Annotated in this window: 16 protein-coding genes; 7 read left to right on the plus strand and 9 right to left on the minus strand. The window is 45.9% G+C overall.

Annotated elements, in window-relative coordinates:
- The first annotated feature begins 2 nt into the window (after nt 1-2).
- Nucleotides 3-1220 carry an aminoacetone oxidase family FAD-binding enzyme gene (locus FD963_RS03365; RefSeq protein WP_215362998.1) on the plus strand — a complete coding sequence of 406 codons (1218 nt, stop codon included), beginning with the start codon at nt 3-5 and terminating at the stop codon, nt 1218-1220.
- A gap of 19 nt (nt 1221-1239) precedes the next feature.
- Here FD963_RS03365 and FD963_RS03370 read toward each other — a convergent pair whose 3' ends face one another.
- A complete protein-coding gene (locus FD963_RS03370) occupies nt 1240-2001 on the minus strand; it encodes a TerC family protein (RefSeq protein WP_215363000.1) in 762 nt (253 codons plus the stop codon).
- Between the two features lie 63 nt (nt 2002-2064).
- Here FD963_RS03370 and FD963_RS03375 point away from each other — a divergent pair, with 63 nt between their 5' ends.
- Nucleotides 2065-3042 (plus strand): tripartite tricarboxylate transporter substrate binding protein, encoded by a 978-nt coding sequence (locus FD963_RS03375; RefSeq protein WP_215363001.1) that lies wholly within the window; start codon nt 2065-2067, stop codon nt 3040-3042.
- A gap of 8 nt (nt 3043-3050) precedes the next feature.
- Here FD963_RS03375 and FD963_RS03380 read toward each other — a convergent pair whose 3' ends face one another.
- Complete coding sequence (locus FD963_RS03380) at nt 3051-3440, minus strand: group II truncated hemoglobin (protein WP_215363003.1); 390 nt, start codon at nt 3438-3440, stop codon at nt 3051-3053.
- A 104-nt stretch (nt 3441-3544) separates the two neighbouring features.
- On the opposite strand from FD963_RS03380, the gene FD963_RS03385 reads away from it, so the two are divergent.
- Nucleotides 3545-4072 (plus strand): phasin family protein, encoded by a 528-nt coding sequence (locus tag FD963_RS03385; protein WP_215363005.1) that lies wholly within the window; start codon nt 3545-3547, stop codon nt 4070-4072.
- 51 nt (nt 4073-4123) lie between these two features.
- On the opposite strand, the gene FD963_RS03390 is transcribed toward FD963_RS03385, so the two are convergent.
- Entirely contained in the window at nt 4124-4345 is a 222-nt protein-coding gene (locus tag FD963_RS03390) for a TIGR02450 family Trp-rich protein (protein WP_215363007.1), read from the minus strand.
- 474 nt (nt 4346-4819) lie between these two features.
- Here FD963_RS03390 and FD963_RS03395 point away from each other — a divergent pair, with 474 nt between their 5' ends.
- Complete coding sequence (locus FD963_RS03395) at nt 4820-5869, plus strand: fumarylacetoacetate hydrolase family protein (RefSeq protein ID WP_215363009.1); 1050 nt, start codon at nt 4820-4822, stop codon at nt 5867-5869.
- Between the two features lie 39 nt (nt 5870-5908).
- On the opposite strand, the gene FD963_RS03400 is transcribed toward FD963_RS03395, so the two are convergent.
- Both FD963_RS03400 and FD963_RS03405 read right to left on the minus strand, forming a co-directional pair.
- Entirely contained in the window at nt 5909-7498 is a 1590-nt protein-coding gene (locus tag FD963_RS03400) for a rhodanese homology domain-containing protein (RefSeq protein ID WP_215363011.1), read from the minus strand.
- Between the two features lie 35 nt (nt 7499-7533).
- Complete coding sequence (locus FD963_RS03405) at nt 7534-8508, minus strand: tripartite tricarboxylate transporter substrate binding protein (RefSeq protein ID WP_215363013.1); 975 nt, start codon at nt 8506-8508, stop codon at nt 7534-7536.
- Between the two features lie 161 nt (nt 8509-8669).
- Here FD963_RS03405 and FD963_RS03410 point away from each other — a divergent pair, with 161 nt between their 5' ends.
- Nucleotides 8670-8858, plus strand: a complete 189-nt coding sequence (locus FD963_RS03410) for a hypothetical protein (RefSeq protein ID WP_028819023.1) — start codon at nt 8670-8672, stop codon at nt 8856-8858.
- An 80-nt stretch (nt 8859-8938) separates the two neighbouring features.
- Here the strand turns inward: FD963_RS03410 and FD963_RS03415 are convergent, their stop codons facing one another.
- Nucleotides 8939-9229: a DUF1330 domain-containing protein gene (locus FD963_RS03415; RefSeq protein ID WP_215363015.1), complete on the minus strand. Its 291-nt coding sequence runs from the start codon at nt 9227-9229 to the stop codon at nt 8939-8941.
- A gap of 60 nt (nt 9230-9289) precedes the next feature.
- Between FD963_RS03415 and FD963_RS03420 the strand changes: the two genes are divergently transcribed.
- Both FD963_RS03420 and mmsB read left to right on the plus strand, forming a co-directional pair.
- Nucleotides 9290-9559: a cupin gene (locus tag FD963_RS03420; protein ID WP_215363017.1), complete on the plus strand. Its 270-nt coding sequence runs from the start codon at nt 9290-9292 to the stop codon at nt 9557-9559.
- 25 nt (nt 9560-9584) lie between these two features.
- Nucleotides 9585-10463 carry a 3-hydroxyisobutyrate dehydrogenase gene (gene mmsB / locus FD963_RS03425; protein ID WP_251367292.1) on the plus strand — a complete coding sequence of 293 codons (879 nt, stop codon included), beginning with the start codon at nt 9585-9587 and terminating at the stop codon, nt 10461-10463.
- Nucleotides 10464-10476: 13 nt separating this feature from the next.
- Here the strand turns inward: mmsB and selD are convergent, their stop codons facing one another.
- Genes selD through FD963_RS03440 form a run of 3 tightly spaced genes read right to left on the minus strand, consistent with a single transcriptional unit; the run spans nt 10477 to nt 13262 of the window.
- Nucleotides 10477-11547 carry a selenide, water dikinase SelD gene (selD, locus tag FD963_RS03430; RefSeq protein ID WP_215363021.1) on the minus strand — a complete coding sequence of 357 codons (1071 nt, stop codon included), beginning with the start codon at nt 11545-11547 and terminating at the stop codon, nt 10477-10479.
- A 34-nt stretch (nt 11548-11581) separates the two neighbouring features.
- The gene (locus tag FD963_RS03435; protein WP_251367294.1) at nt 11582-12121 is read right to left on the minus strand and encodes a TlpA disulfide reductase family protein; all 540 of its coding nucleotides are present in this window, start codon (nt 12119-12121) and stop codon (nt 11582-11584) included.
- Nucleotides 12122-12152: 31 nt separating this feature from the next.
- Nucleotides 12153-13262: a transglutaminase family protein gene (locus tag FD963_RS03440; protein ID WP_215363024.1), complete on the minus strand. Its 1110-nt coding sequence runs from the start codon at nt 13260-13262 to the stop codon at nt 12153-12155.
- Between the last annotated feature and the right edge of the window lie 43 nt (nt 13263-13305).

A 13305-nucleotide genomic window follows, 5' to 3' on the forward strand; every position in this document is an offset into this window, starting at 1 on the left:
GTATGAGTAAAACTTGGGATGCCATCATTATCGGTGGTGGAGCAGCGGGCTTATTTTGCGCAGGAGTTGCTGGCCAGTTAGGCAAAAAAGTACTTGTACTGGATCATGCTGAGGTATTGGGCGAGAAGATTCGTATTAGCGGCGGTGGCCGTTGCAACTTCACCAATCTCCATAGCAACCCAGCTAACTTCTTATCTCTCAATCAGCATTTTGTAAAAAGTGCGCTTGCTAAATACCCCTCAACGGAATTTATCAAGCTAGTAACATCTCATGGTATTAATTACCATGAGAAACACCAAGGCCAATTATTTTGTGATGAGTCTGCCAAACAAATTATTGATCTGTTGTTTTCAGAATGCGCCAAGGGGAATGTGACTATTCGTCATCCGGTCACTGTGCAAGCGATTGAGCAAGAAGGTGATCGATGGGTCATCCAAACGAATGCTGGCACTGAAAAATCCAAGTCAGTCGTTATGGCGACGGGTGGTTTACCAGTACCCGCCATTGGAGCCACTGCCTATTCCTTGGATGTTGCAAAGCAGTTTGGATTGAATGTGATTGATTCTAGGCCCGCTTTAGTGCCGCTCTCATTTACTGCAGATAACTTCGGCGATCTCAGTGAATTAGCTGGTCTAGCTGTCCCAATCAGGATTGCCTCCGGCTCTAAGGGCCATCGATATGGCGCCTGTAGATTCAATGAGGATTTGCTTCTGACTCACAAGGGATTATCAGGACCTGCCGTTCTTCAGGCCAGCAGTTATTGGGAAGAGGGCGAACCTATTCATATCGATTGGCTCGGTGCAATTGAGCGTCCTGGAGGATTTAATTGTGATGAACTCTTTAATAACGAAGAGAATCGCTTAAAACTTACTGAAACGATTTTGGCTTCTGTGCTTCCTCAGCGCTTAGCTAAAGCATTTGCAGAGCAGTGCAATCTAATGGGCCGCAAGTGGGCCGAAGTCTCTAAAAAAGATCGTCAAGCTCTTAAGGAGCTGCTCACGAACTGGTCTGTAAAGCCTGCGGGTACCTTGGGTTGGAAAAAGGCAGAGGTGATGTTGGGCGGGGTAGATACCAAAGAGCTCGACGGACAAACGATGATGTCGCGTAAACACCAAGGGCTATTTTTCATTGGTGAGTGTGTCGATGTCACTGGTCATTTGGGCGGGCACAATTTCCAATGGGCATGGGCAAGCGGTTTTGCGTGCGCACAATCTCTATAAGACGCTCGCAAATCAGGACTTACTTTGACTGTTTTTTCTTTTCACGTGAGCGGATATTTAAAAGCTCAACAGATAAAGAAAATGCCATAGCAACGTAGACATAGCCTTTGGGAATGTGAACGCCCATTCCTTCCGCGATCAGTACTACGCCTACAACCGTTAGAAATGATAAGGCTAGTACTTTAATAGAGGGGTGGCGCTGAACAAAATCCCCTATAGGCTTAGCGGCAATGAGCATGATGAGAACTGAAGCAAGGACTGCTGCGATCATGACGCTAATTTGGTCCACCATACCCACTGCTGTTATCACGCTATCTAGGGAAAAAATAATATCTAGTAAGCCAATTTGTAAAACAGAGCCAATAAATAAAGAGAGCATTGACTTGGCGCCGTCTTTCCCTTGAGAATCAATTTGCTCAGCACCATGTTCACCCACCTCTACTTCAATATAAATTTCTTTAGAAGCCTTCCAGATTAGGAAGAAGCCACCAAGCAATAAGATTAAATCTCTGCCGCTAATCAGGTGGTCGGAGATGCTGAAGAGGGGGCTTGTGAGACCCATTACCCACGATAGACTAAGTAATAAAAGGATGCGGGTGACAAGCGCAAACAAAAGACCAAAGCGGCGAACCTTCTCCCGAATTTCAGAAGGGAGTCTGTTGGCGATAACGCTAATAAAAATGATGTTATCAATGCCGAGAATAATTTCAAGGGCAGAGAGCGTCAGAAAGGCAATCCAAGCATTGGGATCACTCAGGAGCTGCATCGTGCTTTCGATCATTTTCTACTTTGCAAATGTGGTCTTAAGGTAAAGTGTATCTAAGTAAATTAAATGCAGCCCTTAATGTACAAGCCCATACAAGTTATCAGGATATTTTTGCTTATTGCATTTGCGTTTTTGGCGATTAATCCCGCTAAAGCAGCTTATCCTGACAAGCCCATCAAGATCATTATTGGCTTTCCTGCTGGCGGTCCTCTGGATGCCCATATTCGTCTTTTGGTTGATAGGCTGCAATCTTCTTTGGGGCAAACCGTCATTGTGGATTACAAGGCTGGAGCTGGGGGTGCAGTTGGCGCTCAGTTTGTAGCGCAATCTCCCGCCGATGGATATACCGTGCTGCTCGCAAATACGGGAACGATGGTCATTAACCCTGCGATTTATACCAAGCCCCCATACGACACCTTAAAAGATTTTCAGCCTGTTGCCAGAACGGCCCAGCAACCTCTTGCATTAATTGTGAATAAGGATGTTCAGGCAAACACCTTGAAAGAGTTTGTGGCTTATGCAAAAGCCAATCCGGGAAAGCTGAACTATGGCTCTGCTGGTAATGGCGGAATTTCTCATTTAGTTCCAGAGATGCTTAAAAGTGAGACCGGAATTTTTATGGTGCACATTCCATTTAAGGGGAGCGCCCCTGCCTTTACTGATTTGATTGCGGGTCATGTGCAATTTATGGCGGAGTCTGTTCCGCAGGCTGCCAATTACGCCAAACAGGGAAAAGTAAAGGCCTTAGCTGTTAGTAGTGCAAAACGTAATCCCGCTTTGCCTAATGTTCCTACGGTGATTGAAACTGGAGTTGCCAATCTGGAGGTTGTTGGGTTTTATGGAATCTTGGCACCTAAAGGAACTCCGCCTGAGGCTGTGAACAAGTTGAGCCAGGCATTTAAGGAAACACTCGAATCACCAGAGGTCCAGAAAAAAATGATTGATCAGGGTGCCGATCCCGCCTATTTAAACGCCGATCAATTTACTAAGTTTCTTACGGCAGAAATGCCGCGCTGGGCGAAGGCTGTTAAACAAGCAGGGGCAAAGCTCGACTAATCGAATAATTAGTTGGGTTGATTTCTCATCCAGTCGGCAGTATTGAAAAAAGATTCTTCTAATTGCTTGGCAGCGTTGCCGTCAATCCCGCAATCTTCCATGGCCTTATACATGCAAGCAAGCCATTGATCTCGCTCTTTTAGGCCAATCTTGAATGGCAAATGTCGAGCCCTTAGCATTGGGTGGCCATATTTAGGTGAGTAGATATCAGGACCACCCATCCAGCCGGTGAGGAAGAACTTGAGTTTTTCCCTAGAGCCGGAAAGGTCCTGAGGGTGCATGGACCTTAGATCCTCAAAATGGGGTTCTAGAGCCATTAAATCGTAAAAACGATCTACTAATGCGTCAATTTGGTCTATACCGCCTATAGACTCATAAATGGTTATTTTTTCACTCATCTTGTCATTTTAATGCGGTAAATTCGGGGAATTGGCAGTTCGTCTATTTCGGTATAGAGTTAAATGCTAAAGCTTTATTAACCCTTGTTTATAGGAGCGTAAAAATGGATGCAAAAGAACTTCAAAAATGGCAGCGTGAAAAAGCAAAAGAATTATTTGATTACTCACATACTTTGCTTGAGGCAGCAAAAAAATTAAGTGAGCATCATATGGCTGAGATTGAGTGGGGCATGAAAAATGCCCTCGATAGCGCCAAGTCAGCTGCTAAGAACGATTTAGCTAAATTAAAAGACTTGCAGGAAGAAGCTGCAAAAGAAACTGCGAAACGTGCAGCCGCATATCAAAAGAAGGTAAAAGCAGTTTTAAAAGATCTCGGCGAAGGTGCTGCTGATGAAACTGAGAAGCATCTTGAAAAGGTTCGTAGCTCTTTGGTAACTTGGCTTGAGGATGCTGAAAATAAAATGCCAGCACATGCTGACAAGCTATCAAAGGTAGTTCATGAGATGTCAACGACAGGGCAAAACATGTTCAAAGAAGGGCGTCGTATTGTTAACCAAGTAGCCGAGACTGCTGAAAAGAATATTGATGACCTGGTTAAAAAATCTGGTGGCAAGAAGAGGGCTGATGAATAGACCTGATTAGACTAGGCTAAAACCAAACCGCCTCAGAACTGGGGCGGTTTTTTATTTCCAGCCTTGTAGCCATAGCTCGCTATTGGTGAGGTCACGCCAAGCAATTTGCGTAGTTTGCTTCGAGTAGATCGCCTCAATTTCGACGAACTCAATTTTCTCGTTTGGCGGTTCTGGCAGAATTACTTTGCTCACCAAGAAATGCTTTTGCTTGGCAATCGGCTTAACTGCTGTCCATTTAGTAAGGAGTAATTTCTTGGGGCTAAGTCGATTCATCAGCAATGCATTCCCATTCTTTTTATAAGGCAGTGCACTGGAATTCTTGACCATTGATCAAAAGCAATCCTGAGGAGGGAGAAAATATGGTCTTCGATTGATTGGTTTGACCTGAGCATTTTTCATCAAAGTAGCTTTGGGTGCCCAAACTACCGCAATAATCCAGCTTCGCCTCCTTAAATTCCATTTGAGCCTTTCGCAGCACCATGGAAATCTTGGGTTCAGAAGGGGAGTTACAGCTCCATGTGGTATAGACCTCTCGTTCGCAGGCGCTTAGCCCGAGAAGGATCGTAAGCCAGACAACTGGGCGAATTTGGGGAGGGATTCTCAAGGGCTGCACCCCTAGAGGATAGCGATATTTCCAAAATTTGGCCTAAGAAACGGGTTTGGTATTAATATTTACGGCAGATTGTTTAATAAACAACGAATAAGTCTTAATAAGACATTTAAAACAAAAATATTGAAGGAGACGCTGTGGATACAAATCGGAGAGATGCGCTTAAATTGGGTGCATCTGCTGCTATGAGCGGTATGTTTATTTCTAATGCAATTGCTGCTACTGATGGTCAGCCGCCGATTGTGGTTGAGCCATTGACTGGTAAAGCGGGCCTTAGAATTGCCAACTATTTACCTAAAATGGGCGCTACCTCAAGATTGGGTTTGGTTACCAATGACGGTATGGTGATTGATATCCCCGCAGAAGCGGCTCGTCAAAAAGTACAGCTCTCGTTCGATCCTACTTCCATGATTTCATTAGCCGCTTCTGGCAACAAAGGCTTGCTGGAGTTGGCAACATTGTTTAAAGGTCGTGGAAGTAATTTAGCGAATGTGAATAATGTGATTTTGTTATCGCCTATCCCTAAGCCACAAAGCAATATTTATTGCGTGGGCTGGAATTACCTGGACCATTTTGAAGAGGGTCTCAAGCATCGTGCCGACACTGCAGTGAAGGAGTATCCAAAGGTTCCCGTGCTCTTTACTAAAGGCACGCAAACCATGAATGGCCCGTTCGACAATATTCCTTATGACGGCAGCTACTCAACCATGATCGACTGGGAGGCTGAGCTGGCGGTAGTCATTGGCAAAAAGGGTAAGAATATCTCTGAAGAGAATGCCATGGACTATGTGTTTGGCTATTCAGCTTATAACGACACAACTGCTCGTGATGTTCAACAAAAGCGTCACTCTGGTCAGTGGTTCAAGGGTAAGAGTTTAGATGGTCATGGTCCAATGGGCCCATGGGTAGTGACTGCCGGCGGCGTCAATTTAGATGACACACGCATTATCTGTCGTGTAAATGGTGTTGAGAAACAAAACGCCAGTTACAAGCAGATGTACTTCAAGATTCCGGTCATTATTTCTGAGTTGTCACGTAGTCTTACTTTGTTGCCTGGCGACATCATCGCGACTGGCACACCATCTGGGGTTGGCGCAGGCAGAACTCCTCAGGAGTTTATGAAGCCAGGTGATGTGATGGAAACAAACATCACTGGCATCGGCATCATCCGCAATAAGATTGTTTAACTGATTAACTCAGTAAGCTTTTAGAACAACAGCAAGGACTTAGAGTACCCAGAAGTGATGGGTTCCGTCCTTGCCCAGTTGTTCCACTAAACCAAACTCCCAATCAAGATATGCCTGCATCGCTGCAGGATCTACGCTAGTACCTTCATAGGGGCGCTTATAGCGATCCAGAGGAGGCGAGGCTAAATGGCTCGGACCTTTTTCTAAATTCATTCCTGCCTTTATCCAAGAGGCATTACCGCCTTCTAAAACGAGTACCTCGGCTTTAGTCAAAGCTTGCACTTCCTGAGCGGCAAAAAGACTTAATTCAGCCGGTGTGCTGGTAATGACATAGCGATCTACCTGAGGAATTTTTTTCATTGCTTCTGCCAGTTGTGATCGAAGGGCATACCAACTTCCAGGGATATGTCCTTTAACGTAGTTAGCATGGGTGCTGAAATCAATGGCAATCGTATTGCTATCACTCTTAAGCCAGTTAGAAACGGACGCGGCATCTACGCTTTCAATTGTTGGAAGAGCGGGTAGGGGCGCCTTCCAAATACCTTTTTCTGTGAGATCGGAGGTATTGACTCCATCAAGAACATAGATATCCCAAGCCATTTGCGCCAACCAAGATGCGGGCATATTGGCGCGTACTCCACCACCACTGGGGTCTACCAAAACTACCCGTGCACCACGAACCGGGGCAACCATCTCCGTTTCTTGTACAAGCTGCCCTCCTGGCACTGATCTAAAGCCAGGTAGATGACCTGCTTCATACTCTTCGGGAGTGCGCGTATCAAAGAAGTAAGTAGTTCGATCAGATTGTGCTTTCCATGTCTGTACATCGCCCAGGCTAGCGCGCTTAACGCCGGCTCGATCAGCAACACTGCGGGCGCGGACTGCCGCTTCATTTCTTGTGTCCTCACTCACTTCCTGAAACTTTCTGCTTTGCCCCTTATCCAAGTCTTGGCCAGCAAGTGTCCAGCCAATTGTGCCGTTACGTAGCGCATTGACTTCGTTTGGTATGCCAGCATTAATCAGTGACTGCGTGCCAATAATGCTGCGAGTTCTGCCTGCGCAGTTCACAATGATCTTCGTCTTTGGGTTGGGTGCTAACTCTGGAAGGCGCAGAACCAGCTCTGCGCCCGGAACACTAATACCCGTCGGAATACTCATCGTGTTGTATTCATCAAAGCGGCGCACATCAACAACAACGACATCTTCTTTGTTATCGATTAATTGTTTGACTTCTTGCGCTGATAAAGAGGGGGTATGGGCCTTGGATTCTACAAGCTCACCAAATGATTTACTGGGAACATTCACATCTTTAAATACTTCACCGCCAGCTGCTTTCCAACCTTGAACGCCTCCCTCGAAAACCGATACATCGGTGTAGCCAAGATTAATTAAGCGTTGCGCAGCTAATTGAGCAAAACCTTCGCCATCATCCAAGGTGACGATAGGTGTATTTTTCTTTGGCAACTTTGCATAAGCATCAATCTCTACTCTGGAAAGAGGCAGGTTTGCGGCAAAGAGGGGATGCTCATGCGCATGAGGATCTTCCTCGCGGACATCTAAAAATGCAATTTCTTCTTTGTTGAGAAGTTTATTGCGAACGAATGAATGATTTTTGGTTTTAATGGTCATACTGTCTCTTGTATTTTTAATTGAATAATTGTCTTTTAGTCTAGCTTAGCACCGGATTTCTTGACTACCTCGCCCCAGCGCACGACTTCTTGGTTGATAAAGGTGGTCAGTTCGGGGCGTGTCATTTTGGGTACGCTTGCGCCCATAGCTGCCCAGCGCTCCTTGATATCGGGTGAAGCAAGGGCTATCTGCGTTTCGGCGCTCATTTTGTCGACAATGTCTTTGGGTGTTCCCTTGATTGCCCACAGAGCGTACCAACTAGATACGATGAAATTAGAGATTCCTAACTCTTGAGCAGTTGGCACGTTTGGAAATGCATCCACTCTTTTGGAAGTTGCAACCGCAACTGCAATGAGTTGGCCATTTTTAATAAACGGTGCTGCACCTGCTAAGGTATCAAACATCATATCCACTTGACCTGCAACAAGGTCTTGAAGGGCCGGTCCTGTTCCACGATAAGGAATATGGGTAATAAACAATTTATTCTGTAACTTAAATAGTTCGCCTGTTAAATGCTGCGAAGTCCCATTGCCTGTAGAGGCGTAGTTATATTTTCCTGGATGCTTACGAATCTCTTCCATGATGGATTTCAGATCGTTCTTTGGAAACTTGTTTGGATTTACAACAATGACGTGAGGGACGCTAGCAACCATTGCGACGGGCTCAAAATCCTTGGTGATGTCATATGAGAGATTTGTGTACATACTTGGGGCAATGGAGTGATGCACTGCACCAAGAAGCCAGGTATAGCCATCTGGCGCCATTTTTGCTGCAACTGCAGCACCCAGGGTTCCCCCTGCGCCACCTCGGTTATCAACCACGATGGCGTCATTTAGTTGGGTTGAAAGCTGCTTTGCCAAGGGGCGCCCAAAGGCGTCCACAGCACCGCCTGGGGGAAAGGGATTAATAAAGGTAATCGGCTTGTTGGGGGTCGGCCAAGAGCTTGTTTGGGCATTGGCGGACAGTCCAATGAGGGCGCCAACCAGTATTGCCAGGGTATATCTGAACATTTTGGAGTCTCCAGTTTATTTATAAGAGTTATGGAGCTATTTTGGCTGAAGCCGCCGATATAAGAGTTATCCCTGATTTAGGGGGCGATTTTCTATGGTTTTTATGGGGATATACTGATCCGGCTGTCAGTATGAATATTCATTTGTTAATAGGAGACGAGATGTCACAACACGATACATTGTTGGCTGCTTTTGAAACATACAAAGCTGAAAACGAAAAATTTATTGAAAAAGGTATTAAGGCATCTGCTGCTCGCGCACGTAAGGCCTTGCAAGAAATCGCTGGCGCCTGCAAAGAGCGTCGTAAAGAAATCACTGCTGCTAAAGAGGCAATGGAAGCTAAGAAGTAATTCTCACTCCAGACTGATTGATAAGCCTAGCTTTTACGAGCTAGGCTTTTTTATTGGTTGGATACGAAGTTAAGAGATCTTTAGATGACAACACTAAACAAGGTTAATTTCATTGCCTTGCTACGAACAGGAACTAGCATTTGATATTCGGGGCTGTTGGCCCAAGCATGAGCATCTTCCTCTTGGGGAAACTCGAGCTCCACAAAAGATCTGAAGGACGCAATTCCTAATTCATTCCAGAACAGCTCTGCAACTGAGCCACGGTTCTTGATAGAGCCCTTGTAGAGCTCAACCGTTTGCCCAACTTGAGAGCGATATTGTTCAAAAGCGCTTTGATCCATCAACTCCATCAGCCCAATGACCTTTACCATCATGCCCCCTTATATAAATTACCTCATGCTAAGAGAGTATATCCACGCTATAGTTAGACCATGAATACAGAGCAATTTCAACTACTGCTTGAGCGCGAAGGATTTCCTGAGCCAGTAGAGGTTCAGCAAGCCCCTAACGGAGGGCTTGGTAATCACGAGCATCCATTTGAAGTGAGGGCGCTAGTAATTGAAGGCAATATCGATATCGTCATACATAGGGAGAGCAGGACCTATAAGGCTGGCGATGTATTTGAGCTAGGATTTAAAGAGGTGCATTCTGAGTCCTATGGGCCTGAGGGCGTCAAATATCTCGCCTCTAGAAAACAATAAACAATATTCAGAAATTAAGGGCGATATGAAAATCGGATTTATTGGGCTTGGCAATATGGGCTTACCAATGGCCCTGAACTTATTAAAAGCAGGGCATCAAGTTACAGGCTTCGATTTAGTAAAAAGTCAGATTGATGCCTTTGCGGCTGCAGGGGGTAGCGTTTCACCAAATGCAAACGACACCACAAAAGATGCCGATGTTTTGATCAGCATGCTACCCGCCTCTCGTCATGTGGAGGGCTTGTATCTTGGTGATGCCGGTTTGTTGGCAAGCGCGAACCCTAAAACATTGCTTATTGATTGCTCAACGATTTCACCAAAGGTGGCGCAGGCCGTTGCTGCCGCCGCTAAAGCCAAAGGCTTTGCTATGGTTGATGCGCCAGTCTCAGGTGGAACGGCGGGAGCGCAAGCGGGCACCTTAACATTTATGGTCGGCGGCGAAACAAGTGCTGTTGAGTGCGCACGTCCTTTGTTGGAGATGATGGGCAAGAACATCTTTCACGCTGGGGGCAATGGAGCGGGGCAGACGGTCAAAGTCTGTAACAACATGCTCTTAGGTATTCAGATGTTGGGGACAAGTGAGGCGCTACGCTTAGGCATCGCCAATGGCATGGACCCTAAAGTTTTGTCTGACATTATGTCTAAGAGTTCGGGCCGCAACTGGGCTTTGGAGTTATATAACCCATGTCCAGGTGTCATGGAAAACGTGCCCTCCTCAAAAAGTTACGCTGGTGGTTTTGGCGTTGATCTCATGCTCAAAGACATGGGGCTGGCAGTTGAGAATGCACAAGATCTAGATGCTAGTGTTCCCCTTGGGAAATTAGCGCAACAGCTTTATGAGAGTCATAGCAAAGCAGGTAATGGCCAGCTAGATTTCTCAAGCGTATTTAATTTAAAAAAATAAATTAAGAGTTGTCCTAAGAAACAACCAGCGGTATTCCTTGGCGCTTGCTCATTTGGCCAATGACGCGCGCACCTAGGAATTGATGTTGATTAAATATATCCAATACTTCTTTAACGCTTTCAGGGCTGCAAGATACCAATAAGCCGCCACTAGTTTGGGGGTCGGTCAATAAAGCACGTTGAGCTAGTGTGAAATCTGCAGGAATGCCTACTTCATCGCCGTAGCTAAGCCAGTTACGATCTGATGCGCCGGTAATAATGCCATCATCAGCCAGCTTTTGTACATTCGATAGCAGGGGCACTTGGCTCCAATCAATATGCGCTGTGCAGTTGGAGCCTCGTGCGAGCTCTAGGGTATGGCCGGCCAATCCAAATCCAGTCACATCTGTTAATGCATGTACACCAGATAGTTTGGCTAAATCAGGGCCGGCAGAATTCAGCTTAGTGGTATTGGAGATCATCTCTCGATAGCCATCTGGCCCCAAAAGATCTTTTTTTAGCGCGGCCGATAAAACGCCGACACCCAATGGTTTGCCGAGAATCAATACATCTCCCGGTTTGGCGCTAGCATTACTCTTCACACGCTTGGGATCCACGATGCCAATGGCTACTAGTCCATAGATAGGCTCAACAGAATCAATCGTATGACCACCAGCAATGGGAATGCCGGCGCTACGACAAGCCTCAGCACCACCTTCTAGAATTCGTGCAATGGTTTTATTAGATAAGACCTTAATTGGCATGCCGACCAAGGCAAGTGCGAATAGGGGTGTGCCACCCATTGCATAGATATCGCTGATCGCATTCGTAGCGGCAATTTTTCCGAAATCAAACGGATCATCCACAATCGGCATGAAAAAATCCGTTGTGGCTACGATCGCCTGAGACTCATTAATCTGATAAACAGCGGCATCATCAGATGTTTCAATGCCAATGAGCAACTCTTTTGGAAAGGGCAGTTGAGGTACGTTCTGGAGGATTTCAGAAAGAACGCCAGGAGCAATTTTGCAGCCGCAACCTCCACCGTGAGAAAGGGAGGTAAGGCGTGGTTCGGTAGGGGAATTTGCTGTGTTCACGGTATTCATATAGCGAGAGTATCAGATGCAGAACGGAATTTGTTTATTGGCGTAGCAGGGATTCTATTTTCCCCTTGACCTCGTTGCCATCAACGTTCTCAATAGCACCAATCCAAACCCCTTCAATTTTGCCGCTTTTGCTAACAAGAAAGGTGGTGGGTAATCCACGGGCTTTCCAGGACTTGTAGGCAATGCTATTGCGATCAAACAAGATTTCAAGACTGTTTTCGGAGAAGCCGTTGCCTTTTAAAAACTGTATGACACGTGGTTTCATTTCAGCAAGATTAACCGCTAAAACGACAAGGCCTTTTGAGTCGTAGTTTTCCTGTAACTGGATAAGCTCTTCAAATTCTTCTCGGCAAGGTTCACACCAACTGGCCCAAAAGTTCACCACAACAACCTTACCCTTGAGGCTGGATAGATCTACTGATTTACCAGAGAGGTTATTTAGCTGTAGAGATGGGGCTATTGATGGGAGCCCAAGCTGAGCTGGCATACGCCACTCTGCTCTAGTCGAAAGGCTAAATAAGGTCAGAAAAGAAAAAGCCAGCACAAGAGAAAATTCTCGGGCTGGCTTGTACATAAATAACTTCATCCAATTTCTCAATGAAGCATTAGCCAATACGTCTGCTAGTAATTTTGTACTTGAAGTTGTCCGGATCAAGAGAGTCGAACCGGCCTTCATTATTTTCAGCCTGTGGATACATTAGGAATGGAATATCACCTTTACTGCCGAGCTTGGAGCCTGGCAATGCAATGTCATGGTCATAGTTATAGGCCATCCAGTTCATTTCCCAATTACCAAAGAGGTAATCACGAATGGCGATCACTTTTGGATCAGTCACAGCTAGACCACCAGTTTCTTCAAGGATTACTTTACGAACGTCTGCTGGATCAACGGGTACCCAGCCATAACCTGATGCATAAAACTCAGCACGGCAATGTTGCGCTTTAGTAATATCGCCTGACTTACCTAAGCTCTTATAGCCGCGCGCAGAATCGGCAATACGAATGCCATAGACATCACGCGCTGGTAAGCCAGCTGAACGTGCTAACGCTACAAAAACGGCGTTGATATCAGCGCACTTGCCGCCAAGGTTATTGGTTTCGAGCATGAGCTTGACATCGCCTTGACCGCAACCACGTGTTTTTGGGTCACGATGGGTGTTATCCACCACCCAGTTATAGATTGCTTTGGCTTTATCAACATCACTAGCGTTGGCTGGCAATTTGGCAAGTGCCTCTTGCGCTTTGGCTTTCACAATGCCATCGGTGGGGAGGTATTTAGTAGGGCGAGTCCAAAAGCGTTGGTCGGCTTTAGAGAGCTTGAGTGCTGGATTTGGTGCTGAGAGCTCTAGGTTGCGATTACGAGTGCTTACCAAAATAGAAACTTTGACGCTATGAGTGCCTGCTGCAGCATCCCATTTGGTCCAAACCATGCGGGCTTGCTTATCCGGAGTCTCATACATTTGGGTTGTCGCTTTAGGATCGCTCGCTTCTAAGCGGATAGCGATAGTGCGGAAATAATCTGTATCCAAAACGAGAGGTAATGGAACCCAACTTTGTGCGATGCCCTTAGGCGACTCTAAATTGACTTCAGTCACGATCTCGTATGTAGTCCACTCGAGTGAAGATTGAGCAAATACAGAGGCAATTGGGCTGAGCGTTGGCAACGCTAATGCGCCAACAATGGTTTTGATGGCTGAGCGGCGTGATGTAGTCATATTAGATTAACGGGGTAGTAATAAAAAAATAAGCTTAGTATTT

The sequence above is a fragment of the Polynucleobacter sp. JS-JIR-II-50 genome, assembly GCF_018687895.1.
GTDB lineage: Bacteria > Pseudomonadota > Gammaproteobacteria > Burkholderiales > Burkholderiaceae > Polynucleobacter.

Bases quoted from the DNA above. Each gene is read 5' to 3' on its own strand.
- FD963_RS03365 (WP_215362998.1), top strand. From the start codon at position 3: ATGAGTAAAACTTGGGATGCCATCATTATCGGTGGTGGAGCAGCGGGC.
- FD963_RS03370 (WP_215363000.1), bottom strand. From the start codon at position 2,001: ATGATCGAAAGCACGATGCAGCTCCTGAGTGATCCCAATGCTTGGATT.
- FD963_RS03375 (WP_215363001.1), top strand. From the start codon at position 2,065: ATGTACAAGCCCATACAAGTTATCAGGATATTTTTGCTTATTGCATTT.
- FD963_RS03380 (WP_215363003.1), bottom strand. From the start codon at position 3,440: ATGAGTGAAAAAATAACCATTTATGAGTCTATAGGCGGTATAGACCAA.
- FD963_RS03385 (WP_215363005.1), top strand. From the start codon at position 3,545: ATGGATGCAAAAGAACTTCAAAAATGGCAGCGTGAAAAAGCAAAAGAA.
- FD963_RS03390 (WP_215363007.1), bottom strand. From the start codon at position 4,345: ATGAATCGACTTAGCCCCAAGAAATTACTCCTTACTAAATGGACAGCA.
- FD963_RS03400 (WP_215363011.1), bottom strand. From the start codon at position 7,498: ATGACCATTAAAACCAAAAATCATTCATTCGTTCGCAATAAACTTCTC.
- FD963_RS03405 (WP_215363013.1), bottom strand. From the start codon at position 8,508: ATGTTCAGATATACCCTGGCAATACTGGTTGGCGCCCTCATTGGACTG.
- FD963_RS03410 (WP_028819023.1), top strand. From the start codon at position 8,670: ATGTCACAACACGATACATTGTTGGCTGCTTTTGAAACATACAAAGCT.
- FD963_RS03415 (WP_215363015.1), bottom strand. From the start codon at position 9,229: ATGGTAAAGGTCATTGGGCTGATGGAGTTGATGGATCAAAGCGCTTTT.
- FD963_RS03420 (WP_215363017.1), top strand. From the start codon at position 9,290: ATGAATACAGAGCAATTTCAACTACTGCTTGAGCGCGAAGGATTTCCT.
- mmsB (WP_251367292.1), top strand. From the start codon at position 9,585: ATGAAAATCGGATTTATTGGGCTTGGCAATATGGGCTTACCAATGGCC.
- selD (WP_215363021.1), bottom strand. From the start codon at position 11,547: ATGAATACCGTGAACACAGCAAATTCCCCTACCGAACCACGCCTTACC.
- FD963_RS03435 (WP_251367294.1), bottom strand. From the start codon at position 12,121: ATGTACAAGCCAGCCCGAGAATTTTCTCTTGTGCTGGCTTTTTCTTTT.
- FD963_RS03440 (WP_215363024.1), bottom strand. From the start codon at position 13,262: ATGACTACATCACGCCGCTCAGCCATCAAAACCATTGTTGGCGCATTA.